The sequence below is a fragment of the Pontibacterium granulatum genome (assembly GCF_029961155.1).
Classification (GTDB): domain Bacteria; phylum Pseudomonadota; class Gammaproteobacteria; order Pseudomonadales; family Balneatricaceae; genus Pontibacterium; species Pontibacterium granulatum.
In genome coordinates, this window is record NZ_JASBRH010000029.1 from 25084 (window position 1) to 49288 (window position 24205).

Annotated in this window: 26 protein-coding genes; 14 read left to right on the forward strand and 12 right to left on the reverse strand. The window is 52.9% G+C overall.

Features of this window, described 5'->3' with window-relative positions:
- The first annotated feature begins 115 nt into the window (after positions 1–115).
- The 11 genes from QKW35_RS18740 (at position 116) to ybaK (ending at position 8582) form a co-directional block, all read left to right on the forward strand.
- Entirely contained in the window at positions 116–931 is an 816-nt protein-coding gene (locus QKW35_RS18740) for a peptidylprolyl isomerase (protein ID WP_282355612.1), read from the forward strand.
- A 19-nt stretch (positions 932–950) separates the two neighbouring features.
- The gene (gene can / locus QKW35_RS18745) at positions 951–1574 is read left to right on the forward strand and encodes a carbonate dehydratase (RefSeq protein ID WP_282355615.1); all 624 of its coding nucleotides are present in this window, start codon (positions 951–953) and stop codon (positions 1572–1574) included.
- Positions 1575–1943: 369 nt separating this feature from the next.
- A complete protein-coding gene (gene moaA / locus QKW35_RS18750; protein ID WP_282355618.1) occupies positions 1944–2945 on the forward strand; it encodes a GTP 3',8-cyclase MoaA in 1002 nt (333 codons plus the stop codon).
- Between the two features lie 7 nt (positions 2946–2952).
- Positions 2953–3657, forward strand: coding sequence for a Crp/Fnr family transcriptional regulator (locus tag QKW35_RS18755; RefSeq protein ID WP_282355620.1), 705 nt, complete (start codon positions 2953–2955; stop codon positions 3655–3657).
- Positions 3654–4151, forward strand: a complete 498-nt coding sequence (locus tag QKW35_RS18760) for a putative zinc-binding protein (RefSeq protein ID WP_282355622.1) — start codon at positions 3654–3656, stop codon at positions 4149–4151. The genes QKW35_RS18755 and QKW35_RS18760 overlap by 4 nt, the downstream gene beginning before the upstream one ends.
- On the forward strand, positions 4097–4645 hold the full coding sequence (gene moaB / locus QKW35_RS18765; RefSeq protein WP_282355623.1) for a molybdenum cofactor biosynthesis protein B: 549 nt from the start codon (positions 4097–4099) through the stop codon (positions 4643–4645). The genes QKW35_RS18760 and moaB overlap by 55 nt, the downstream gene beginning before the upstream one ends.
- A 36-nt stretch (positions 4646–4681) precedes the next feature.
- Positions 4682–5911 (forward strand): molybdopterin molybdotransferase MoeA, encoded by a 1230-nt coding sequence (locus QKW35_RS18770; RefSeq protein ID WP_282355626.1) that lies wholly within the window; start codon positions 4682–4684, stop codon positions 5909–5911.
- Positions 5912–5923: 12 nt separating this feature from the next.
- A complete protein-coding gene (mobA, locus tag QKW35_RS18775) occupies positions 5924–6514 on the forward strand; it encodes a molybdenum cofactor guanylyltransferase MobA (protein WP_282355627.1) in 591 nt (196 codons plus the stop codon).
- Between the two features lie 411 nt (positions 6515–6925).
- Positions 6926–7474 carry a BPSL1445 family SYLF domain-containing lipoprotein gene (locus QKW35_RS18780; RefSeq protein ID WP_282355628.1) on the forward strand — a complete coding sequence of 183 codons (549 nt, stop codon included), beginning with the start codon at positions 6926–6928 and terminating at the stop codon, positions 7472–7474.
- A 6-nt stretch (positions 7475–7480) separates the two neighbouring features.
- Positions 7481–8011 carry a hypothetical protein gene (locus QKW35_RS18785; protein WP_282355630.1) on the forward strand — a complete coding sequence of 177 codons (531 nt, stop codon included), beginning with the start codon at positions 7481–7483 and terminating at the stop codon, positions 8009–8011.
- 97 nt (positions 8012–8108) lie between these two features.
- Positions 8109–8582: a Cys-tRNA(Pro) deacylase gene (gene ybaK, locus QKW35_RS18790; protein ID WP_282355632.1), complete on the forward strand. Its 474-nt coding sequence runs from the start codon at positions 8109–8111 to the stop codon at positions 8580–8582.
- On the opposite strand, the gene QKW35_RS18795 is transcribed toward ybaK, so the two are convergent.
- Both QKW35_RS18795 and QKW35_RS18800 read right to left on the reverse strand, forming a co-directional pair.
- Positions 8579–9043: a hypothetical protein gene (locus tag QKW35_RS18795; RefSeq protein WP_282355634.1), complete on the reverse strand. Its 465-nt coding sequence runs from the start codon at positions 9041–9043 to the stop codon at positions 8579–8581. The two genes, ybaK and QKW35_RS18795, sit on opposite strands and share 4 nt — an antisense overlap.
- Positions 9044–9672: 629 nt before the next feature.
- Positions 9673–10638: a GlxA family transcriptional regulator gene (locus QKW35_RS18800; protein ID WP_282355636.1), complete on the reverse strand. Its 966-nt coding sequence runs from the start codon at positions 10636–10638 to the stop codon at positions 9673–9675.
- Positions 10639–10794: 156 nt separating this feature from the next.
- Here QKW35_RS18800 and QKW35_RS18805 point away from each other — a divergent pair, with 156 nt between their 5' ends.
- The 3 genes from QKW35_RS18805 (at position 10795) to QKW35_RS18815 (ending at position 13536) form a co-directional block, all read left to right on the forward strand.
- Positions 10795–11685 carry an alpha/beta hydrolase gene (locus QKW35_RS18805; RefSeq protein ID WP_282355638.1) on the forward strand — a complete coding sequence of 297 codons (891 nt, stop codon included), beginning with the start codon at positions 10795–10797 and terminating at the stop codon, positions 11683–11685.
- Between the two features lie 54 nt (positions 11686–11739).
- Complete coding sequence (locus QKW35_RS18810; RefSeq protein ID WP_282355639.1) at positions 11740–12621, forward strand: amidohydrolase family protein; 882 nt, start codon at positions 11740–11742, stop codon at positions 12619–12621.
- Between the two features lie 177 nt (positions 12622–12798).
- A complete protein-coding gene (locus QKW35_RS18815) occupies positions 12799–13536 on the forward strand; it encodes a hypothetical protein (RefSeq protein WP_282355640.1) in 738 nt (245 codons plus the stop codon).
- 160 nt (positions 13537–13696) lie between these two features.
- Here QKW35_RS18815 and QKW35_RS18820 read toward each other — a convergent pair whose 3' ends face one another.
- The 10 genes from QKW35_RS18820 to QKW35_RS18865 form a co-directional block, all read right to left on the reverse strand.
- The gene (locus QKW35_RS18820; RefSeq protein WP_282355641.1) at positions 13697–15016 is read right to left on the reverse strand and encodes an MmgE/PrpD family protein; all 1320 of its coding nucleotides are present in this window, start codon (positions 15014–15016) and stop codon (positions 13697–13699) included.
- Between the two features lie 71 nt (positions 15017–15087).
- Positions 15088–15918: a type 1 glutamine amidotransferase gene (locus QKW35_RS18825; protein WP_282355642.1), complete on the reverse strand. Its 831-nt coding sequence runs from the start codon at positions 15916–15918 to the stop codon at positions 15088–15090.
- Positions 15919–15982: 64 nt separating this feature from the next.
- Positions 15983–16864 carry a glycine betaine ABC transporter substrate-binding protein gene (locus QKW35_RS18830; RefSeq protein WP_282355643.1) on the reverse strand — a complete coding sequence of 294 codons (882 nt, stop codon included), beginning with the start codon at positions 16862–16864 and terminating at the stop codon, positions 15983–15985.
- Between the two features lie 35 nt (positions 16865–16899).
- Complete coding sequence (locus QKW35_RS18835; RefSeq protein ID WP_282355644.1) at positions 16900–17631, reverse strand: ABC transporter permease; 732 nt, start codon at positions 17629–17631, stop codon at positions 16900–16902.
- Between the two features lie 15 nt (positions 17632–17646).
- Entirely contained in the window at positions 17647–18807 is a 1161-nt protein-coding gene (locus QKW35_RS18840; protein WP_282355645.1) for an ABC transporter ATP-binding protein, read from the reverse strand.
- 38 nt (positions 18808–18845) lie between these two features.
- The gene (locus QKW35_RS18845) at positions 18846–19469 is read right to left on the reverse strand and encodes an ABC transporter permease (RefSeq protein ID WP_345774509.1); all 624 of its coding nucleotides are present in this window, start codon (positions 19467–19469) and stop codon (positions 18846–18848) included.
- A gap of 347 nt (positions 19470–19816) precedes the next feature.
- Positions 19817–21157, reverse strand: coding sequence for a sigma 54-interacting transcriptional regulator (locus QKW35_RS18850; protein WP_282355647.1), 1341 nt, complete (start codon positions 21155–21157; stop codon positions 19817–19819).
- Complete coding sequence (locus QKW35_RS18855) at positions 21154–21648, reverse strand: hypothetical protein (protein WP_282355648.1); 495 nt, start codon at positions 21646–21648, stop codon at positions 21154–21156. Before QKW35_RS18855 ends, QKW35_RS18850 begins: the two co-directional genes overlap by 4 nt.
- 2 nt (positions 21649–21650) lie before the next feature.
- Positions 21651–23051, reverse strand: a complete 1401-nt coding sequence (locus tag QKW35_RS18860; RefSeq protein WP_282355649.1) for a sensor histidine kinase — start codon at positions 23049–23051, stop codon at positions 21651–21653.
- A gap of 182 nt (positions 23052–23233) precedes the next feature.
- Entirely contained in the window at positions 23234–23530 is a 297-nt protein-coding gene (locus QKW35_RS18865; protein ID WP_282355650.1) for an EF-hand domain-containing protein, read from the reverse strand.
- Between the last annotated feature and the right edge of the window lie 675 nt (positions 23531–24205).

Here is a 24205-nt window from a genome sequence, read left to right on the forward strand (position 1 = left end):
CACGCAAACGGCGAATAAGCCCTATGGGTACTCTCGAACGGCACCAGCGGAGTACCTATAGGACTTGCTCGAAAGCACTACACAGCGTAATCGCCCTTTTCTTTGGAGGCACACCATGCAGCTGATCGATACCACCTCTCTGCCAACTGAAGCACCTGACTTTCCTGATGTGGTTGTGAACGGCACCACCATCGATTCGCACACCATCCTGCAGGAGATGCAGTACTACCCGGCTGAATCCATGGAAGACTCCCGCCAAAAAGCGGCTCAGTCGCTGGTGGTGCGTGAGTTGCTGATGCAGCGTGCGCGCGAACTGGGAATGGACGTCTCCGAAGAGGATGATGCCAACGAAAACATGATCGCAGCCCTGCTGGAGAAAGAGGTCGAACTGACCACCGCCGATGCTGAGACCTGCGAGCGTTATTACGAAGCCAACAAAGAGCGCTTCAAAACACCGGTACTGATCGCCTGCAGCCATATCCTGCTGGGTGCTGACCCGAACGATCTGGAAGAGCGTGCTGCCCGCAAAGTGGAAGCGGAAGGCCTGATCGAAACCCTGAAAAACACACCGGAAAAATTTGCGGCCCTGGCAGAGCTGAACTCCGATTGTCCTTCGAAAGAGGTGGGTGGGCAGATGGGGCAGCTGGACAAGGGCCAGACCGTTCCCGAGTTTGAACGTCAGGTTTTCACCCTCGGCGTGGGACTGGCGGAGCGCCCGCTGGAGAGTCGCTATGGCTTCCACATCGTACGTATCGACCAGCGCGTAGAGGGGGAACAGCTGCCCTACGAAGCCGTGGAAGAGCGTATACGTGGATACCTGCAGGAGCGTAATTATCGCAGTGCTGTAAATCAGTATATTCAGCTGTTGGCGGGGGAAGCCGAGATCTCCGGTGTGGAGATTCAGGGTGCAGATTCCCTGCTTGTGCAGTAACGCCTGAAGGACGATATCTATGCTTTCCGATCTACTGGCGAACAACAAAGCTTGGGCAAAACAGATGGAGGAGCGCCATCCCGGATTCTTTAAAGAGCTGGCGGCGCAGCAGAAACCGGAATACCTCTGGATCGGTTGCTCCGACAGTCGCGTCCCTGCAAATGAGATCGTAGGTATGATGCCCGGAGAACTTTTCGTTCACCGTAACATCGCCAATATGGTGCTGCACACCGATCTAAACTGCTTGTCCGTTATTCACTTTGCTGTGGATGTCCTCAAGGTAAAGCACATCATTGTCTGCGGTCACTACGGCTGCGGTGGCGTGCGCGCCTCTCTCGGGAATGCGGATTTGGGACTGATCGATAATTGGCTACGCCACCTGAAAGATGTCGCCTACGCCAACCAAGAGATCCTGAATGGGCAAGAGGACGAGAATGCCCGCGTCGATCGCTTCTGCGAACTTAACGTTATCGCTCAGGTGTCTAACGTCTGCAAAACCAAACCGGTGCAGCGTGCTTGGAAAACCGGCCAAGAACTCTCCGTCCACGGCTGGATCTACGGTATCGAAGACGGCGTGATCAAAGACCTGAAAGTGGATGCCAGCAGTGTGGATTGTATGCCTGAGTTGTACCGGGTGGATTGATTTAGCAGTCGCTTTCTTTGAATCTGAAAGGCTCCTGGTTAGGGGCTTTTTTTTTGAGTGTATTAATACCTTTTTTGTTCGTCTGTAGGGCAGCGTTCACGCTGCCGACAGGCTAAAGCCTGCCCTACAATCTATTCGTTTAATTTTGTTGCCCTCAGAACCCTGCTCCAAGTCAATAGAATGTTCATTCGCTATCTTCGACATCCTGCCAAAGGGGGTAGCCCTCAACCCCCTGTAAATTGGGCGAAAACGCCCATATCATCGTGTTTTTCTAACACCAATACTCCGCGCCGTTACCACCTGTGAGGTATACAGGGCCCCGGATGCCGTTGCGATAATCGATTGCAATTAGATTCCTGGGAGTTCGTTATGAACACATCTGAAACACAGTTGATTGACGGTTTTGGTCGCAAGATCGATTACATCCGTTTGTCGGTGACCGACCGTTGTGATTTTCGCTGTGTTTACTGTATGGCTGAAGATATGGAGTTCCTGCCGCGTGCCAAGGTGTTGTCGCTCGAGGAGCTGGCCACTCTGGGGGAGTCCTTCGTTAATCTGGGGATCAAACGCATCCGCCTGACCGGTGGTGAGCCGTTAGTACGTCGCGGTGTGATTGATCTGATCGCCAAGCTGTCGGCACTGCCGGGGTTGGATGAGGTGACACTCACCACCAACGGGTCGCAGCTGAGCAAGTTTGCCAAACCGTTAAAAGAAGCGGGGCTGAAGCGTATTAACATCAGCCTCGATAGCCTGAATCCGGAACGCTTTGCCCGTATGACCCGCCGCGATATGTTGCACCAGGTGTTGGCGGGTGTGGATGCGGCCGTGGCGGAAGGGTTTGAGAAGATCAAGCTCAATGCTGTGGTGATGAAGAACCACAACGATGACGAGATCCTGCCGCTGGTGGCTTACGCCCAGCAGCGCGATATCGATATCAGCTTCATCGAGGAGATGCCGCTGGGTCAGATTCAGCATCATGATCGTCAGCAGGCATATTGCTCCAGCGATGATGTGCGCCAGGTAATCGAAAGCCGCTATGCGCTGCTGCCGAGTACCGATTCCACGGGTGGTCCTTCCCGTTATTTCCGTATCCCGGATGCCAAGGGGCGGATCGGTTTTATCTCGCCACACAGCCACAATTTCTGCTCCAGCTGCAATCGCCTGCGGGTGACGGCAGAGGGACGATTGCTGCTCTGCTTAGGGCAGGAGAACTCCGTAGATCTACGCGCGGTGCTACGCCGTTATCCTGGTGAAGCGCACCGCATTGAATCACTTATTCGCGATGCGATCAGCCGCCGTCCGGAAGGGCATCAGTTTGCCGAGGACGACGCACCTCAGGTGCTGCGGTTTATGAACATGACCGGAGGTTAAGCGAGCGATGAATAAGGTTTGTGACAAAGAGACTCAGATGGCCGAGGCCCTGAGCCAGATCCGCAACCATACGTTGCTGTCCTCACTGAACGACGAACAGTTTCAAGCGCTGACCGCGCATTCCCGCCTGATTGATCTGAAACCGGATCAGACCCTGTTCCTGCAGGATGATGAAGCCGAGCGTTTCTTTATTGTTATCCAAGGCAGCATCAAGATGTTCCGTCTCACTGCCGAAGGGCGTGAGATTGTGATGAACGTGCTGACCCGGGACCAAGCCGTGGGCGAAGCGGCGATGTTTATGGCCGAACACCACTATCCGGTGAATGCCAGTGCGATCGAGCGGTGCCAGGTGATCTCCCTGAGCAGCAATGTCTATCAGCGCCTGCTGCGGGAATCGACCGATAGCTGCTTTGGCGTACTGGCCGCGATGGCGTGCCGTCTGCAGAACAGTATGGCGGAGATCGAAACCCTCACTTTGCAGAGTGCTTCCCACCGCGTGATCCGCTTCCTGCTGGGCTTGGTACCAGAAGGTGCCGAACGTGCCGAGGTAAAACTGCCGGTGGCGAAGCAGTTGATCGCCGCACGACTGGCGATGCAACCGGAAACCTTCTCCCGCGTAATGCGGGATCTGAAAAGCCGTGGCTTGCTGCTGGTGGATGGTTGTCATCTGACCATCCTCAGCGTACAGGGCCTGAGGGGGATGATGGCATGAGCGAACAGGGCAATGGGAAGCGGGTGAAGCGCAGAGAGCTGCCGCTAGTATACGCCTGCTCCGGTTGCTCCAGCGTTGCTCAGCTTGCCAATGACGTGGCAGTGCATCTTGATCATCAATCCAAAGCGGAGATGTCCTGTATCTCCGGTGTGGGTGGTGGTGTCGAGGCCCTGGTGAAGGTTGCCCGCTCCGGTCGCGACATTATCGCCATCGACGGCTGTCAGTTGCACTGCACCGAAGCCTGTCTTGCCAAGTGCGGCGTAAAGCCCACAGAGCATGTGAAGTTATACGAGTATGGCCACAAAAAGCGTATTGGCGAAAAAGCGTCCGATGCGGATTTCGAGGCAGTGGTCGCTCATGTTGAACAATTGCTGGCGGGGTTGACGGAAAAGACCGATCAACCGGTCAGCGAACAGCTAGATTTTGATGGAGACTCCAGATGGGACACGCAAAAAAAGACGCGGTCTTTCAGCCGCTCAACATTGCGGTATTAACCGTTTCAGATACCCGGACACTGGAGACTGATACCTCCGGCGATACCCTGCAACAGTGTATTACCGATACCGGCCACGCCCTATGGTGGCGTGACATCAAACCGGATTGCATCTATCAGTTGCGTTCGGTGGTATCCCAGTGGATCGCCCATCCGGATGTACATGTGGTACTGGTGACCGGCGGAACCGGTTTTACCGCCCGCGACACCACCCCCGAAGCATTGACTCCGCTCTTTGATAAACAGATCGAAGGCTACGGCGAGTTGTTCCGGCAGGTCTCTTATGAGGAGATCGGCACGTCAACCGTCCAGTCCCGCGCCGTAGCTGGGGTCGCCAACCGTACGGTAATCTTCGCCATGCCGGGCTCGCCTAAGGCGTGTAAAACTGCTTGGGAGAAGGTGATCCGCGAGCAGCTGGATGCCCGCCACCGTCCGTGTAATTTTGTTGAGATGGTTATGCCGAACGTGGACACCGCCTGCGGTTCCCGTTCCTGATCTGCCATCCACATCGAGTTTGCCGAGAGATCTACTATGACTGCGTGTAGCTGCGACTATGACCGCCTGATGTCCTTTAACGTGGGTTTGCAGCGTTTGCTGGATTCTGCAAAGCCGGTTACTGAAACAGAAACCGTGCCGCTGGAGGACGCTGCAGGGCGTGTATTGGCTGCGGATGTACTGTCAACGATTGCAGTGCCACCGGCTGCCAACAGCGCGATGGATGGTTATGCAGTGAATACCAGCGCATTGCCGGAAAGCCTGTTGGTTCCTGTTAGTCAGCGTATCGCAGCAGGGCAGCAAGGCACACGTCTGGAACCGGGTACTGCCGCACGCATCTTTACCGGTTCGGAGATCCCGCCGGGTGCCGATGCGGTAATCATGCAGGAACAAACCCGTCATGTGGGTGAAGATATCCAGTTGTTAATGCTCCCCAAGGTCGGAGATCATATCCGTCCTGCCGGACAGGATATCCAGCCCGGCCGTTGTGTGGTGAAACAAGGTACGAAACTGGATGGACGTCACCTGGGCGTTATTGCCTCCGTGGGTGTGGCTAACGTCACTGTGTATCGACGGCTCAAAGTGGCCATTCTGACCACCGGTGATGAACTGGTATTGCCGGGTGAAGAGGCCGGTCCGGGTAAGATCTACAACTCCAACTACTTCACTCTGAAAGGGTTGCTGGAGCGCATGGGGATTGAAGTGATCTTCCCCGGCATTATCGAAGATGACCCACAGGTAACCCTGGATGCGCTGGCATCTGCAGCTCAACGCTCTGATTTGGTGATCAGTAGTGGCGGTGTATCCGTTGGTGAAGAGGATCATGTTAAAGCCGCTGTGGAGAGCCTGGGTGAGCTGATGCTCTGGCGTCTGGCCATCAAGCCGGGTAAACCACTGGCATACGGACGGGTCGGTCAGACCCCGTTTATCGGCCTGCCTGGTAACCCCGCTGCGGTGCTGGTGACCTTTCTGATGCTGGCTAGCCCGTACATCAAAACCATGCAGGGCAGCAGTGAAGTTCTGCCGAAGCGTTATACCGTGAAGAGCGGTTACGAGCGCACCAAAGTGGTGGCACGTGAAGAGTTTCTGCGAGCAGCGCTCAGTGCACAAGATGGAGAACTGGTCGCTGCACCCGCTCACAGCCAAAGCTCCGGTGTACTGAGCTCATCGGTGATGTCCGATGGTCTTTTGGTCATTCCAGCCGAACAGGCGGTGGCGGTAGGTGATCCGCTGGAATTTATTCCATTTGACGGGCTCCTGGGCTGAGGAGTCACGGCGATGAGTGAATCCTTCCTTTCAATCGCAGCCGTTATTCTGGCTGGAGGTCAGGGGAGCCGCATGGGCGGTGAGGACAAAGGCCTGGTGCCGTTCCGGCAGGGGCCGATGATTCGTTGGACGCTTGATCGCGTGCTATCCCAAGTGGATGAACAGGTAATCAGCTGCAACCGCAACCGTGAAACCTACGACCGTTTCGGCGTGGCCACAGTGACCGACGATACCCTGGGTTTTGTTGGCCCGTTGGCGGGTGTGCAGGCGGCGATGAACCATCTGGATGGCCGCCACTCACATCTGCTCGTGCTGCCTTGCGACACACCGCTGATCAGCGAAGCGTTGATTGGTCTGTTGATCGACAAGGCGAAGCAGCAGCCGGATGCGATTACGTTGCTTTATGCTGACGGCCGTCCCCAGTTTCTGCATGCGGTGATCCCAGTCCAGTACCACGCCAACCTGGATGCTGCGTTGGAAAGCGGTCAGCGTGCTGTATTCAAGTGGTATAAACAGTTCCCGATCCAGACGGTGGAAGTGGAAAACCACGCCCAGTGTTTGGTGAACATGAACACCTTCGAGCACCTCTCTTTATCTGCATGATTTGTGTTGGGCATCACGACGTGATGGCCAACCTACCTTTCACACAGTACCTGTAGGTTGGTCATTGCTATGCAATGACCAACGGACCCTAATTCGCACTGGGCTCCGGTTTTCTTAATCTGTGTGAGTTTTGTTGGGTATCTCTGCGCGATAGCCAACCTACATTACACACCGTACCCGTAGGCTGGTCATTGTGCAGCAATGCCCAACAATCCTTTCAAGTTCCTACTTTTGCGAACTTTTTACGGCCGTTGCACTCACATTGTCGTGATCTTTTTGCCAGAACCCGGTTATCACACTACGCTGAAGTTCAGGACACCTGAGATCGGAAACGGAACAGTTTTGCTATTTTCGTTCTAAGGCCTTTACAGGTAAGTAACACAGCAACAGTCCCAGTGACGGGGGAGATTGATGATGTTACGGAAACTTCAATGTGCATTTCTGTTGGTGATCAGCATGCTGCTGGTGGTACCGCATGCCGGGGCCGCTTCCGGAGTAGAGATCGACGCGAAGGTCCAGGAGGCGCTGAGCAATCTCTATAAAACCTCGTCTTCCGCCAAGCGCTTGTCCCAGAAAGCGGCGGGAATACTCGTGTTCCCTGAAGTAATCAAAGCAGGGTTTGGTATCGGTGGCGAGTATGGTGAGGGTGCACTTTTGCGTGGCGGTAAAACGAGTGGTTATTACAGTGTAGTTTCGGCTTCTGTAGGGCTTCAGTTTGGGGCACAGTTGAAGGCAGAGGTCATTCTGTTCATGACCAATGACGCAATGAATAAATTCCTTAACAGCGATGGTTGGGAAGCGGGTGTTGATGGCAGTGTGGCGGTTGCGACCCTGGGTGCGGGTGGTGAGATCGACAGCAACACGGCCCAGCAGCCGGTCATTGGTTTTATTTTTTCCAATAAAGGGCTGATGTACAACCTTACGCTTGAAGGGGCCAAAATCAGCAAGATCGATAGGTAAGTTGTTATGCGCATATTAATAGGATTGATTTGTCTGGCGTTGACTTCAAGTCCAGCATTGGCCGCTAAGCCAGAGTGGGCGGGTGATGGCAAGAAGGCTGAAAAACATCAGCAGAAAGAGACGAAGAAGGCCAAGTCAGATAAAGGGAAGGAAAAAGCCGAACACAAGCGCTACTTCTCAGCACAGGAACACGATGTTATCCGGGAATATTATGCCGACCATGGCGAAAAGGGACACAAAGGTGGCAAAGTAAAAGACCTTCCCCCCGGTCTGCAGAAAAAACTGGATCGCGGCGGAGAGTTACCTCCGGGCTGGCAGCGTAAGCTTGAACGTGGTGATGTGGTTGACCGTGAAGTGCGTGCCGCATCTCACCCAATTCCAGAGCAGCTAGCTGAACGTTTGCCTTACGATGCTGCGACCGAAGAGATAATCCGAGTGCAGGACAAGGTGATCCGTATGAGCAAAGGGGAAGGGACCATCATTGATGTGATCGATATTGCGGATGTGCTTGTGGGGCGTGGGAAACGCGGCGAGTAAGCGAAGCGCCTGGTGTGGTAAGACCAGATACCCGCGATATTTGGGGATTAAAACAGAGCGGCCTATAATGGCCGCTCTGTTGTTTAAGGAGCTTACGATGACACCGGCAATTAACGCGGCCAAAAAGGGCAAAGTGAAATATGCACTCCATGAGTACAGCCACGATCCAGCGGCGGCTTCGTATGGAGAGGAAGCGGCCGATGCGTTGGGTATGGAGTACGGCCGTGTATTCAAAACCTTGCTGGTGGAGATCAACGGCGACAACCGCAAGCTCGCCGTAGGTGTTGTACCGGTGTCAGGCCAGTTGGATCTGAAAGCGATGGCATCCGCGCTAAAGGCCAAGAAAGTAGCCATGGCCAACCCGGCCGATGCCGAGCGGGCAACCGGCTACGTGGTCGGAGGGATCAGTCCGCTGGGCCAGAAAAAACGCCTGCCGATGGTGATCGACAGCAGTGCAGAAAAATACGACGCTATCTGCATGAGCGCGGGCCGCCGAGGCCTGGAGATCGAGATGTCAGCTGTAGATCTGATGAAGCTCACAGGGGCGATCTTGGCGCCGATTGGGCGCTAATCACCGATACTGTGTTTAAAAGCGTCCAGCTTTTCTTTTAGCTCCTCACTGTCTTGAAGGTGGTTTAGCTCCGTTCTGGCATTTTCCGTTATGTTTTGAACTTGGGCCAGTGCGTCGGATAGGTGGGAAACGGCATTCATGAGGGCTTGATAGGTGTCTCTGTCTAACTCTTTCAAGTTGCCAAGTGAGTCACATGCCTGGTCAATCATCTGCGGTAGAGCCTTGAGGGCGGCAATTTCCGCAGGCGTTTCATTTAGCTCGGCTTGCAGCTTTGCCCTGTCCTCGAGCCAGAGTTCTAGCTCTCGAATTTCTATCTCGCTAAGCTTGGCAGCCACGTGAGGGGCGATAGTCTCAACCGCTGAATCGAAAGTAGCGACGACCACGCGTGTGTCTGGGTTGCCCTGATCGCCAGGAACGATCCGGATACATTGAACGGTGGCATCATCTGTGACGAACTCCATAAACGTTCTCCCTTTTGTTTTATTAACCTACTACCAAAAGAGATAGATGTTCTGTCGTTTAGTTCAACTGGTTTGTGCTATGGGTGTAACTCTCGACTAGGAACAAGCCTGTTCTCTGTCGATACGTTGCCTTGGATACACACTACACGGGGGCATGAACGCACTCGGTACTAATCCGCCAGCCAAGGCCTGGATCGAAACTCCAATTGGTACCACAAACTTCGCACGTGTGAAGGCTGAGGGTTTCGAATTTAGCGATCTCTTTTAGCTCACTGTGTCCGACCAAGGCTTGAACAGTGAGGGTCCGGTGACCTGCCTCCGTGTTCTTCAATGTGAAACAACGCGAACAAACTTCCTTTTGGCTTTCCATAAAGACACTCTGCTTGTGTACTGATGGTTAAGCAATATACATATGTGTCCGCGGTATATATATGGGAAAAATTTCAATTGAAATTTGGATATTTGTAGGAATGTTCAACAAGGTTGAGCAACCTATCGAACTACAGATGGCCTTGTAGGAGGTAATTGAATACTTGATTAAGCATTCACTGATCCGTGTGACGACAGTTGAGAAGTGCCTTATTTGTAAGATAAAAACTTTCATCGCAACAAGTCATGAACCAAACGCTTCAGGATGGAGACGCATTCCGTTCATCTCGTGGCGAGTGTCCATAGTGATTGCGATAACAGCGTGCGAAGTAAGAGGTTGAGCTGAAGCCACAGGCAGTGCTGATTTGCAGAATGGAGAGGGTGGACTGGCGAAGCAGGTGTTGGGCGCGTTCCAGCCTCAGGTTCATATAGTGGGTGGCGGGAGACGCGCCAACGGTATTACGGAACAATCGTTCAAGCTGTCGCGTCGAAAGGCCAACAAGGTCACCGATCTCCTGACATGTCAGCACCTCTTCAATGTTCGCACGCATCAATTCCAGTGCTTTTAGTAACCGCGGGTGGTTTGTTGGATGTCGCATCTGTAGCTCCATCCGTTGCTTCTCGTGTGCGGGGCGAATTGCCGGGTGAATACACTGCTCGGCGACGTCTTTGGCGAGTTCTTCACCATGCTTCCAGGAGATCATCTGCAACATCATATCCAAGCCAGCTAGTCCGCCTGAGCAGGTCATGATGTTGCGATCGATTTCGTATAGCTCGCCGGTAACGTTCAGCATGGGAAACTGCTCGGCGAGACTGGCCTGATTCTCCCAGTGGATGGTACAGGTGTGGTCTTTCAGCAAGCCTGCTTTTGCAAGAATCAAGCTACCGGTTGATGTTCCCCCCATGCCAATCCCTTTGCGACTGTTATGTTTCAGCCAGTGGTACAGCTCTGGGTTGCCCGCATGTTGTGCGCCAATACCCGCGACAACCAGAAGAATATCCAGCTGATCGGATTCCGACTGTTTCAATGTCGGACTGAAAGGCAGGCCATTGCTCGCAGTAACCGTCTTATCATCGGGCGTCAGAAAGTGCCATTCGTAGAGGTGCTTTCCACTCATGCGGTTCGCCATACGCAGTGGTTCCAGTGCCGCGGAAAAAGAAAGCATGGAGAAATCCTGAATCAGGAAGAAGCCGACATGTTGAACATCGGAAGAGGCGGAGGACATACAGAGAACTACCAAGAAGTCGTAATTTTATTCAATGATGTCGTAATTTTCAGATTTTGACCACCGTGATTTGGCGATTATTTACTCCAACAGCCGGGATTACAGGATTCCGGTGTTAACAATAAAAATCCCACTTTGAGATCGGAATCACGAATCATGATCGAACAGAAAGTTAAATTTTATAGCGATGGCCTGCAGCTTGACGGTGCGTTTTTCACCGATGAATCCAACAACAATCCAGACCTGCCAATCGTAATTGCGTGTTCCGGTTTTACCGGTCAGAAAAACATTCACCCAGAGCGTTATGCACGTGCCTGGACGCCAAAAGGTTATACCGTATTTGGCTTCGACTACCGTGGTTTTGGTGAATCTGAGGGTATCCGTGAGCGCGTAATTCTGGAAGAACAGGTACGTGATATCGCGAATGCCGTGGCTATTGTGCGTGAACGTGCCGATGCTGAAAACCGCAAAGTAGTTCTGGCGGGTTGGGGCATGGCGGGTGGCCTGATTCTTGATGCTGTGCGTCTTTGCGAAGGTATGGTTGATGGCCTGGTGGCGATGAACGGTTTCTTTGATGCAGTACGTGTACAGAAAGCGCTGCGCGGTGAACACGGCTGGAAAGAGTTCAAGCAGTTTATGGCAGATGAGCGTCTTCGCCTGGCGAAAGGTGGCGAGAAGGAAGGTATCGATCCATTCAAGATCTACCCACTGGATCCGGTAAGCCGCGAATACGTCTACACGGAGCTGGTGAAAGCACCGGGCTACGGCGTAACCTCCGATTTTGATTTTGCAGACTCCCTGATCAGCTTCAAACCCGAAGCGCACCTGGATGAGCGTTTCAGCGTGATCCCGCTACTGATCGCGCACGGTGCAGAGAATGACCTGCATCCGGTGACTGAGCCGAAGTCCCTGTATGCGGCTTACCCAGGTCCTAAGTCCCTGTTCCTGCTAGCAAATGGCGGTCATACAGAGTGGATGCTGGATGATGACCCGCGTTTCATCGAGTTCTCCGGTCACATTGCAAACTGGGTTGCTGAGAACGTTTGATGATCAGATTGCTGCAGGTGGATGATTGTCTACCTGCAGCATTTGGAGATACCGATGGACGATAATATTCCTCTCTGTGATGCGGCTGATCCGTTTCCGAAGCCTCCCGAGTTCGAACTGCCCGCTGGTGCCTGTGACACCCACGCACATGTCTTTGGTCCCCAGGATCGTTATCCCTACACACTAAACCGCACCTATACCCCACCCGATGCACCACCGGGCGCTTATCTGCATATGCATGAGCGTCTGGGGATTGAACGCGGTGTGCTGGTGCAACCCAGTGTGTATGGCACCGACAACAGCCTGCAGATGGATACGCTGAATTACCTGAACAATCGAGGTAAGCAGTACAAAGGCGTTGCGGTTGTCGCCGCTGATGTTAGTGACGCTGAGTTGGATAAGCTCGAAGCGGCAGGTCATTGTGGCGTACGCATGAATCTATTGTTTAAAGGCGGTATCGAGTGGATGGATGTGCAGGGATTGGCGGAACGTCTGGCAGATCGTAACTGGCATATACAGTTTTTGGTAGATGTATCCGATTTCGATGATCTGGAATCTCGCATCCGAAAACTGCCGGTACCCGTGGTAGTAGATCATATGGGGCATATGAGCTGCGCCAAGGGAATTAATCATGATGGCTTCCAGTCACTGCTGCGTTTGCTGGCTGATGGTGAGGCATGGGTGAAATTGTCCGGTGCTTATCGCATTACCGGCGAACAGTTGCCGCCTTACAGTGACGTTGCTCCATTTGCGCAGGCGCTGATCGAAGCGAACCCGGAAAACTGCGTATGGGGTTCTGACTGGCCGCATCCCCACTTTTCTATCCCAATGCCTAATGCAGGAGACCTGCTGTCTCTGCTGGCTGCTTGGGCGCCCGAAGAGGCACAACGTCGGGCAATATTGGTCGAGAACCCCGCTCGGCTGTACGGATTTTAATCCTCATAATGGTCGACTAGCTCGTGCTTTTGCTAGCCATTCTTGCCGCCCTTAGGGCGGCTTTTTTGTGTGAGCATAATCAATAACTTATTGAACTACAGTTAGGTTGGGTTTTGTTTCTAAGGTTGATGGGAGATACTGCTCACGCTTAAGGAAAACATCAGGAAGGAATCCTAAATGAAACAAGCCAAGAAACTGCTTGCCTGCGCCATTATCGCTTCAACCGTTGTGTTACCTGGATGTGTAACCAATCCTGCCAAAGAAAAGATAAAAGCCTACCAACAAGGAATGGTGTTCGAGGACACTTTAAGTATTGGTAATCATGAGCTTCCGTTGCCTGAAGGAAAATGGACATACGTTGGCTCTCAATTTCATATAAGTGATCGAAATCGTCCTTTCGGCATTGTTTCCTTGATAAAGAGTGATGGCAAAGTGCTTACAGATGCTTTGCTGGTTATGAGTGCTCTTGATCAAGGGGGAACCGCTGGATATTGGAGCAGTTCTTTCTGTGAGCGCCGAGATCTACTGTACAAAGAAGTTAGAACAAATGTCGAAGGCAAAAAGCAAGATTGTTGGGGCATTAACTACTTTGTGACAGCGAGAACGCAGAAAACAGGTTCGGCTGCGCGGAAAACGCTGGAATATATTAAGAAGCATCGATTAGAGATGCCGAGCTTCGCAGTATATTCTCAGCACAGACTGACTGAGTATGGGAACTTTGTTGAATATCAGCATGCTACCAATCCGGAATACTACTCCAATGTAGAGCCCGTACCGGCAAGTAGTTGGTTATCTTCCGAGTGGCATGTTGACCGCTATTATCGCGATCCGCAAAAAGTTCAGTACGTCGATAGAGTAAAGCGTCAGGCTCAAAAGCTACACGAGAAACTCAAGCTGGGTTTTGCTGTGAATTAACAGCGTTTAGGCTTTGATGTGTTGGGCATCAGTTTGTGATGACCAACCTGCTTGGCAGGGAAGAGTGGTAGGTTGGCCAAGCAGTAAGACGTGCCCAACTTACAAATTACTCAAATAAAAAAGCGCAGCCAGGCTGCGCTAAACGTGCTTGTTATAGGGCTTAAACGCTCAATAGTTTCAGGTAGTGTTTCAACTCTGTGCAGCTCAACCTGTCCAGCTTTAGCGTTAAGTCACAGATCTCGTCAGCCTGTTCACGGCTGATTCCTGATGTACTCAGGGTGTAAAATTTCTCGATCAGTTCTTCATCCGTGAGCGGGTTTTCCGGATTGCCACGTGCAATCGATGGTTCTGATTTCAGCGTACGGCCATCCTTCAGTTCAACCTCCGCGTGAGCCCAGCGCTCGGCCGGGAATACTGCGTTGTATTGATCGGTCTCGTGGGTAACAACACGGCTACTGAGATCCAGCCGTTGTGGATTGCCCAATCCCTGCTCTGTTTCGGCTACTGCTTCGGCGGTGACCACATCGTCGATCAGCGCAGAGGCAACGGAGAAAGGCAGGCTGTACTGCGCTTGTTCAGTGGTTTGCGGGCGTTTGACGTGCAGGCGGGTGGCTTCATGAAAACTGTAGATATGGATTGTTTCGATCTGATCTGGATCGAACGCTTCGCGGCTACGGATCTGACGTACGGCTTCTACGGCCGGTTGGGCCCAACGGCAGACCGGATAAGCTTTGAAGTACTGTTCTAAGATGTACCAGCGGGATCCCAGGTCATCCCAGATTGGAGCCAGTTTTTCATCCGCCAATGTGATCGCCGGTGCGCCGGTAAAACCGGAGCGAGCCAACAGGGCAGCGCTAATGCCTGCCATGGCACCCCAGCCAGAACCATCCTTCACCATGGTCGGGAAGTCGATGCAACGCATCATCTGGCTACGTGGGCCGTAGAATTCAGCCGTGCCCAGGGCTTCCAGTGTTTGTTGTTCATCCAGCTTCAGGATGCGTGCAGCAATCGCTGCAACGGCGATACAGTTCCAGGCACCGGAGGTGTGGTAATCCTCTGCGCTGGCGTGCAAGGCTATACCTGCACGGGTGGCTATTTCGTAGCCGATGACCACGGCATTAATGAACGCCTCACCGGAAAGTGCTTCTTCTTCCGCCAGTGCCAGCAGTGCTGGTAAAATCGCCACACCAACATGGCCTTTGGTGAGGACCTGTCCATCGTGGGCGTCGATGCTGTCGATCAGCATACCGCCGAACAAAGTCGCCCCCACCAGGCTGCCGTGCTTATCGCTGAACAGCAGTGGTGTTTTCCCCGGATACTGGCTGGTAACGAATTCGCCCAGAATGCGGCTTAAGCGGGTTTTGTGTCCGGCTACTGCGACACCGAGCAGATCCAGAGTGCAGATTCGGGCCAGGTGAACTACATCGTTTGGCAACTGGCTGAATTCGAGCTGATGAATGAAATGAGTGATCTTTTGCATGACAAAAGTGTCCTGGGGCAGGTGTGGCCATCTGCCCTGTTAGCAATTGATTAAGGATAATCCGGTTATGTTCAGCGGCCTTTGGTAAAGCCGCTCAATGATGAGCGATGGGCTATCAGCGCCAACCAATTGGTCAGCTCCAGCATCCTCGTGTGTGGAACGAGGTCTTTGGCATCTACCCCCAGTCGTGCTGACGCATCTGCTTTGGACTCGCTCTCCAGTAGACGAAGATCGCGTGCCAAGGAGGCGCCGGAGGCAAACAGACCGTCGGCTTCGACGATATCGGCGATCTCGGTTGCGGAAATTTCCGGGTGATACTGCATCCCCCAAAAACTCACGCCGTTATTTTCATAGGTAAACGCTTGCACCGGTGAGTGGGCATTGGTTGCCGTCAGAAGAGCTCCACTTGGAAGCTCGGAGACTTCATCTCGGTGGATGCATGGGCAGGTAAATTCTGTGTTACGGCCTGCGTGGATCGGGTGCTTTTGGCCTTCGGTTGTCAGCTGGATTTTTTTTGCTAAACCCAGTTCCAAACCGTTGGGTGAGGAGTGAACTCTACCACCCAGTACCACCGCGCCCAGCTGCATACCGTTGCAAGAGCCCAGCACAGGTTTACCACTGCTAAGTGCTTTTTCCATGGTATCCCGCAGAGGTTTGGCCTCCGGTGCGTCGACCGACCAGTTTACGGTGGAACCGGTAAAAACGATTCCGTCCACATTATCGAAGGTGAGATCTTGCAGTGAAAAGTCCGGATGGTAAGGCTGCAGAAGCTGAGTAACGGTATTCGGCCGACAGCTTAACAGTGCATTCTGGTAGTACTGCGCATTGCTGGTCACTCCCTGTTGAACGTTGATGCGCAGTTGCTCGGGCGTATCGCCCTCAATGATAAGTATATGTGCCATTGTCAGGATTCATCTGCACGTTGGGGCTGTAGGCCCAACCCCGATTGGGGTTGAGCCCTCACGCTTATAGTCCGTTTTCTTCCAGGAAGTCGGAAGCAACCTGTTCGATTGACTGGCGCTGAACGTCTACACGCGCGTTCAGGTCAGACATATGGTAATTATCGATCAAAGCTGACAACTTGTTCATCTGTTCCGCCAGCTTCGGATTTGCTTTCAGGGCTTCTTCACGCACAACCGGTGTGATCGCGTACTCAGGGAAATAGTTTTTGTCGTCTTTAAGCACTAGGAAGTCGAATGCCGGAATACGGCCATCGGTCGCGAACACCAGCGCCACATCAACTTGGGATTCCTTCAATGCGGTATAGGTTAGGCCGGTATCCATACGCTTGATGTCAGAGCGTGGGAACTTGAAATCGTACGCTTTCTGCAGTGGTTTCAGACCGTCTTTGCGGGCATAAAATTCCGCATTCACCGCCAACGTCAGGCCGCCACCTGTATTTACGGCTTTGGCCAGATCAGTCAGGGTGCTGATGCCACGGTCGTCCGCGTCGCTACGACGCATTGCCAGTGCATAAGTGTTGTTTGCCTTTGAGGCATTCAGCCATACCAGGCCTCTCTTGGCATCCAGCTCTTTAACACGGGAGTACACTTCGCTTGCGGGAACCTTCTCTTTAACCTTGTTGTAGTTCAGCAGCGAGGTGCCGGTGTATTCCCAGTACAGGTCGATCTGACCGTTTTCCTGGGCTTTGCGCAGCACGGAGCTGCCCATGCCCGCTTTGCGCTCGATATCGTAGCCGTTTTTGCTCAGGTACTGGGAGGTGATTTCGGTCAGCAGCTGCTGTTCGGTGAAGTTCTTGCCACCGATAACCAGTTCGGTTGCTTTTACCGGAAGGGCCATTGCCATAGAGATTAGGCTTGTAGCAGCAAGTTTGGTAATACGCTTCATCTTTGAATATCTCCTGTTATTTTTGTCTATTCAGGTTATGCGCGTTGTGGATTGACTCCCTTGGGAACCATCAGAAATGCGATTGCGGCGATCAGGATGTCCACCAATATGGCCAGCATAGCGGTAGGGATAGCCCCTGCGAGCATCATGTACGGTTCATCCAGATCAATACCGGTGAAGATCAGTTCGCCCAGACCGCCACCGCCAATCAGGAAGGCTAGAGGTGCGGTGCCAACATTGATCGCCAGCGCGGTGCGGATACCGGCGAAGATAACGAACAGGGCATTGGGCAGTTCAACTTTGAATAGCATCTGGTTGGCGGTCATGCCGATACCAGCTGCTGCTTCTTTCATGTGAGCAGGTACTTCTTTCAGGCCGGTGTAGGTGTTGCGTACGATCGGAAGCAGCGACGCAATACACAGACCAAATACCGCTGGGAGTGTACCGATACCCAGGAAACTCATGGCTAGCGCCAGGATTGCCAGGGTTGGAATTGTGGTACCGATGTTCAGGCCCTGCATTGCGGTCTCGGCAATCGCGGCAAAGCGTGGACGGCTCAGGATGGTGCCCAGTGGAATCGCAACCGCGATCGCAATGGCGCCGGAGATCACAACCAGCTCGATATGCTGTACAACGAGATACATCACGTCTTCCTGATAGCTGTACATCTCATCAATGAAGCCATCACCCTCGAGCTGAATGCCCAGAACAAAGGCCAGCAGCACCAGTCCTACGTAGAGGTAGCGTTTTAGTGTTTGTTTATCCATGGTTTCGCTCCTGGCTTAAGCCTGTTGCAGCATCGGCTCGAGCGGCGCAACGCCACCGTCACGGTGATAGGTGGCCCCTAGGTAGTGGGTGATGCCGCGCTGGGAGATATAGCCAACCAACACACCGTTATCATCTACACACGGCAGCCAGGTCTGGTCGTGGGTAAACATCAACGATGCGATCTTGCGCAGGTCATCATTCACGTGGGCAATCGCTTTGAGGCCGAAGTAGTGTTCGCCGCAAGTACCACCGGTAGTTTTGGCAACCCCCTTGGAGACATAACCGATAGGCTGACGCTGTGCGTTCACCAGTGGAATAGCGTGGTAGTAACCATGCTCTTCCATGCGGTGCAGGGCGGTGGACAGGTTATCCCGTTCAGTGACGTAGCTTCCCGGGCTTTCCATCACCTGGCTGACTTTTGCCAGTCGCAAGCGTTTCAGCGCACGGTCATCACCCACGAAGTTTTCGACGAACTTGTCTTTCGGATGGGCCAGCAGGTCATCCGGCGTGTCGTACTGCACCAGTTTGCCATCGCGGAAGATCGCGATACGGTCTGCCATCTTTACTGCTTCGTCGATGTCGTGGCTGACGAACATGATGGTTTTCTTCAGTTCCTGCTGCATCTTCAGGAACTCGTCCTGGATCACTTCACGGTTGATCGGGTCGATTGCGCCGAACGGCTCGTCCATCAGCATCACAGGGGGATCGGCGGCCAGCGCTCGTGCAACACCCACACGTTGTTGCTGTCCACCCGACAGCTCTTTCGGGTAACGCTTCAGGAATACGGATGGATCCAACGCCACCATCTCCAGCAGTTCTTTGGCGCGGGCCTTATATTTGGCTGCATCCCAGCCCAGCAGTTTTGGGACGATGGCGATGTTTTCTTCAATGGTCATGTTTGGGAACAGACCGATCTGCTGAATGACGTAGCCGATGTTGCGGCGCAGATCGACGGTGTTCATGCCGGTGGTGTCTTCGCCACCGATCAGTACCCGGCCTGAGGTGGATGGGATGATGCGGTTGATCATCTTCAGCGTGGTGGTTTTACCACAACCGGATGGGCCCAACAGAACGCAGATTTCACCTTCGGGCACTTCCATCTGGATATGGTCTGCAGCGGTAACCGGACCGTTTGGGGTTTCAAAGATTTTGGTGAGGTTGTCGATTGTTATCATTGTCTTGTCTCAGCGGAAATCAGTACTAAAGGTCGGGTTTAGGCTGTGGTCAGGCCTTTCGGGGTTAGGCGTTTCTGGAGCCAGAGCAGGGCGTAGTCCGTTACGATCGCAAGGATGCTGACGGCGATTGCACCGGCGACCAGCTGTCGCGGATCACTCTGGGAGATACCGCGGCTGATCAGCACGCCCAGGCCGCCGGCACCGATATAGGCTGCGATTGCCATTACACCGATATTCATCACAACCGCTGTACGCACACCGGCCATGATCACCGGAATGGATAGCGGGATTTCCACCATACGTAGGCGCTGACGCGGGCTCATACCGATGCCTCGGGCGGCCTCCCGTAAGCTAGGATTCACGTTGTTAATTGCGGTGTAGGTGTTGCGGATGATCGGCAGCTGGGAGTACAGCAAAACGGCAATGACCGCAGGTAGGTAACCGATGCCGTGTCCGAAGGTGGAGAGCAGTGGGATCATCAGACCAAACAGGGCAATGGATGGGATAGTGATGATGATTGAGGCTATATAGAGCACAGCTTTTGCCAGCTTCTCGTTCTGAGTGATGGCGATACCGATGGGTACACCGGTCAGGGTGGCCAGCCCGACTGCCACTGAAACCAGAGAGATATGCTCCAGCGTCAGTTTCAGAATCAGCTCCATGTTGGATGTCAGGAAATCTAGAGTTTCCACACGCGACCTCGCAGTTGTTTATAGTTTTTAATGGGTGCGTATTGCTAATAGTCATGCGCTCAGCAATAGAATACACATTAAGCGGTTAATGAGATCGTATTGGAAAATATTGCGACATTTTAGGCTATAAATGCGTCGTTTTCGTCCTGGGTGACCAGTCTCTTCTTGAGAAAAGGGTGGATGTATCGTGCGGCTAAAAATGCGAAATAGACGGCTTATAGCGGCTAAGTTGCTGGAATTTGACGTGTTCTGCGGTAGGGGGGTAGAGCGAAGGGGAGGGCTGGAGATCACACCAGCCCATCGGATTTCTGTCTGAATCAGCTCGCCTTTCGACCGTTCTCGGACTTGAACTGTGCGGGTTCCAGATCGTACTTGTTGAGCAACTTATAGAAGTCGGTGCGATTACGTCCGGCGATGCGGGCTGCCTGGCTGGCGTTGCCCTCGGTGATCTGCATCACCTTGATCAAATACCGTTTCTCGAACTCAGCGCGGGCATCATTGAAGGTTGGCAGGACGTGATCCTGGTTGGATAGCGCCTGGGCAATAGCACCCTCGGAGATGATCGGAGTGGTGCTGAGGGCGGTGACCTGTTCAATCACGTTTTCCAGCTGACGTACATTGCCGGGCCAGGCCATCTGTGCCAGCAGTGTCAGAGCGGCCGGTGACAGTCCTTTTACCCTGCTGTTATGGCGCTCGGCAGCACGTTCAACAAAGTAGCGGGCCAGAAGCGGGATATCTTCCGGGCGTTCGCGCAGGGGCGGCAGGCAGAGATTCACCACGTTGAGACGGTAGTAGAGGTCTTCACGGAAGTCATTCTCCTGCATCGCCTTGTCCAGATCGCGGTGGGTCGCGGAGATAACGCGTACATCAACCGGGATGGTTTCGGTGCTGCCGACCGGGCGGATCTGGCGCTCTTGCAGTGCCCGCAGCAGTTTCACCTGCAGCGGCATCGGCATATCGCCAATCTCATCAAGGAACAGCGTGCCCCCATTGGCCGCCTGAAACAGGCCTTCGTGGCGGCTGACTGCACCCGTAAAGGCGCCTTTGACGTGGCCAAAAAGTTCCGATTCCAGCAGCTGTTCGGGCAGGGCACCACAGTTGATTGCCACAAACGGATGGCTACGGCGCGGGCTGGCCTTGTGGATGGCACGGGCGAGCAGTTCTTTACCACTACCGCTGGGACCGCTGACCAGCACGCTTACCGCAGAGTGAGCCACACGTTCGGCTTGTGCCAGCAGGTCAGCCATTGTGGTGCTGCGGGTAACGATTTCCTGGCTCCAGTCATCCGGGCTGGAGGGTGTGCCGGAGAGTGCGCTCTCAATGGTTTCGAGCAGTTGTTCGCGGTTGATCGGTTTTGTCAGGAACCCAAACACGCCGTCCTGTGTTGCTTTTACCGCTTCTGGAATGGAGCCGTGAGCGGTGATAATTACTACCGGCAGTTCAGGGCGGCGCTTCTGCACCTGATTAAAGAGTTCCAGTCCGTCCATGCCTTCCATGCGCAGATCGGTCAACATCAGGTCGATGTTGTCATCCAGCAGTTGTAAGGCCTGTGGGCCACTTTCCGCGCAGGTTACCTTGTAACCGCTTGAACTCAGGCGCAGGCTTAAAAGTTTCAGCAGGCTGGTATCGTCATCGACAAGCAGAATGTGGGCACTCACTGGGCTATCTCCCGATCGCGGCTGATCTCCCGTTCTATCTGAGTCAGCGCTTCAATCTTCTTACGCAGTTCCTGGTTTTCTTCTTGCAGCTGGTAACGTTGCTGGTTGTTATCCAGCATCAGTTTGGTTTGTGTAAAACGCAACAGCAGGTAACGATCACCCGGGCAATCCCGGGTTGGATTGATTCCCTGCTTACTGAAGTATTGCAGGGACTTCTCCAGATCGCTGGCGCTGGCGGAAGGTTGTGATAACAGCAGGGCGGTTTGAGGGTGATCTCCCGCAAGGATTGCCTGTTTTATCATCGCTGTGCGTTTGTCAGTTTTGGCGGACAAAAAGTTACGCTCCTGATAAAGAAGCCCACTAAGGCGTTCGTCGCCTATATGGCAGCCCGTCAAAGCATCAGGTGTATCTTCGTAGAACTCTTTCAATTGGCGCTGAAACTCACAGCCTGTGATCAGTGTGCTCAGCAGTAACACGATTCCTATACGCATCTTCAGGTACTCAATTCACTTAAAGCCAGGCGGAAACACACTTTGTTCTGTTGGTTGTAGTGCAGGCTAAGTTCGGATTTCAGAGCATGGGCTGCATCCTGCGCGATGCTCAGGCCAATACCTGAGCCTTTGATGGCGCCTGCACGTTTGTGGCTGCCTTGGTAAAACGGTTCGAACAGATGAGGGATATCCTCATCTGGAATAACGGGGCCGCTGTTTTCCACATCAATCAGCATGGCGTTTGCTGCCTCGGATACATTGATGGCGAGCTCGCCCCCCTTGTAACCGTAATGGGCGGCATTCGAGATCAGATTGCTGAGAATTCGCATCAGCATCTCCCGGTCAGTGTGACAGTATACCTTGTTTTCCGGAGTGAAGACCTGAATCTTTTTCTGTTCCAACAACAGCTTATGCGGTGTCAGCGCCTCGTTGATCAGCATGCGTAGGTCCAGTTTCTGTGGTTGGACCGGTTCCTGCTGACCCAGTCGGTTGTAGTCCAAAAGCTGTTCGATCAGAGACTGCAATTGAACTGCGTTGGTCTGCAGCAGGCCTACAATTTCCCGTTGAGAATCGTTCAGGTTGCCGGCGACCTCTTCTGCCAGCAGGTCCGATCCCTCGCGCAACGTGGTCAATGGTGTTTTCAGTTCGTGCGACATGTGGCGCAGGAAACGCTGTTTTTCGCCTTCCAATTGCTCCAGTTGCTGGCTGAGCCAATCCAGCTGTTCATCCAGTTCGACCAGTTCCCGGGGGCCACCAATGCGTGTGCCGAAGCTGCGTTCTCCACGTCCAAGTGCACGAATACGGCTGCCAAGGCGCAAGACAGGCCGACTGATCCGGCGACTGAAGAACACCATTAAGATCGCCGACATCGCGATCAGAATTGATGCCTGGATCACCAATTCATTCTGTGTGTTGTGAGCGACGGTATTCAGATCTTTCAAGCGGATATCCAATGCTTGATCCAAGCGAACATTCAATTCACGGGTCAGGCTGATCAGTATCAGGTTGTCAGGATCAAACTGATCGTCCGTCAGCTCGTCGAGGTGTTTGTATATCAGCTGAATGTGATTGCTTTCATCAAGCGCAAAGCTTTGGATGGTCAGCAGCTGTCGGTAATCGTCGAGTTGATCGATGAGGCGGAGTTTGATCTCTTCCTGAGCAAGAATTTTGTACTGGCGGGCTGCGCGGGTGATGTCTTCGGCAAGCAGCTGCATGGTTTGGCCTCGACGGCTTATCTCAAGGGACTGTCTGGCCAGATCGCGTCCCATTGCGGATTGCTCAACCAGTGCGTTGCTGGCCTGAAACAGCAGGATGCCCAGTGGCATGACCACTAGGATAAATGCCAGTAAAACCAGCTGTTTGAGCGAATTGGGGCGCCAGTTGGCGAAGCGGGACTGAGTCATGAACGGTCGAAATATGTGAATGCAATAACGAAAATTATCTACCAAAGCGTCCATGAGGTTAAGTCCATTGTGAAAGGGGACAGGCCATATTGGGTAGGGTAGGGTAGGTAATATGGCCTGTTAGGGGGCGCATCCGAGTCATCAGTTGGGAGGGATATGACTCGGGGCGCTAATGCTGTGACTTAGAGAGTAAATACAGCGCTTTTAGAAAATAGACGTGCAGTTGTTTCCGTATCTGTCTGGATAAGGGAAAACTCGGCTTCCGTCAGGTAGCCATCTTTGTTGATGTCCAGTTCTTCAAATTGCTGTGCCAGTGGAGCGGTATCTTTCGCTTCAATAGCACTGATCTTGCCATCTTTGTTCTGGTCCAGCTGCTCGAATGCAGTTGGTTTTTCTTCTGCAGTAGTATCGGTTGCCATCACCACAACAGGGGATGCCAACAGTACCGCAGCCAGAGCGATTGCAGACGTCTTTTTCATACTTGATTCCTTCAAATTTTGAGTTGGCTGTAGTTTCAAATCGCAATGTATATATCAAACGGTGTGCCAACTTTTTAAAATCCTTTAAAAACAAGTATTTAAATGATTCTTTGTGAAGGCTTTAGGATAAAGAAGAAAAAAACAGCACAATAGTTCTGAAATTGACGCTATTTGTGTCTGTATCTGGCGACAGGAATTGATCAGGTGCTGGAAAAGCTCAGTTTTAAAGGGCTATGGCGTTGTAGCGAAAATGCGACAGCTAAAATGATGTGTCCCGGATGTAGCGACAAAAGGGCGGAAAGAGATGCTTAAATGTAACCGCGCGCCGTTTTTGGCATTGGCTCGCGGTTGTTTTGGCATAGTTTTATCACGTTACTTCTCTGTTATTCGTAATTCAACTCACCGAATAGACCTATCATCAGATCGTCACGCAGAGCTTTGAACGGTAGCTCCACATAATCACTAGGGTGTCTGGGTGTGGCACGCCCATCGTTGGGTGCATTCTTGGTATGACCTTTCACGTAACCCCCACTTTCTTTGATGTAGGGTAATACGACTATTCTTCCGTGATTTTTGGAGACAATCTGTAGTGGTCAACTAATTCCGGACAGTAAATTAAGCTGTTCTTCGGCTCGCGCAGGAGCCAATCCCTTGTTGTGCTGATGAGGCCTTTGG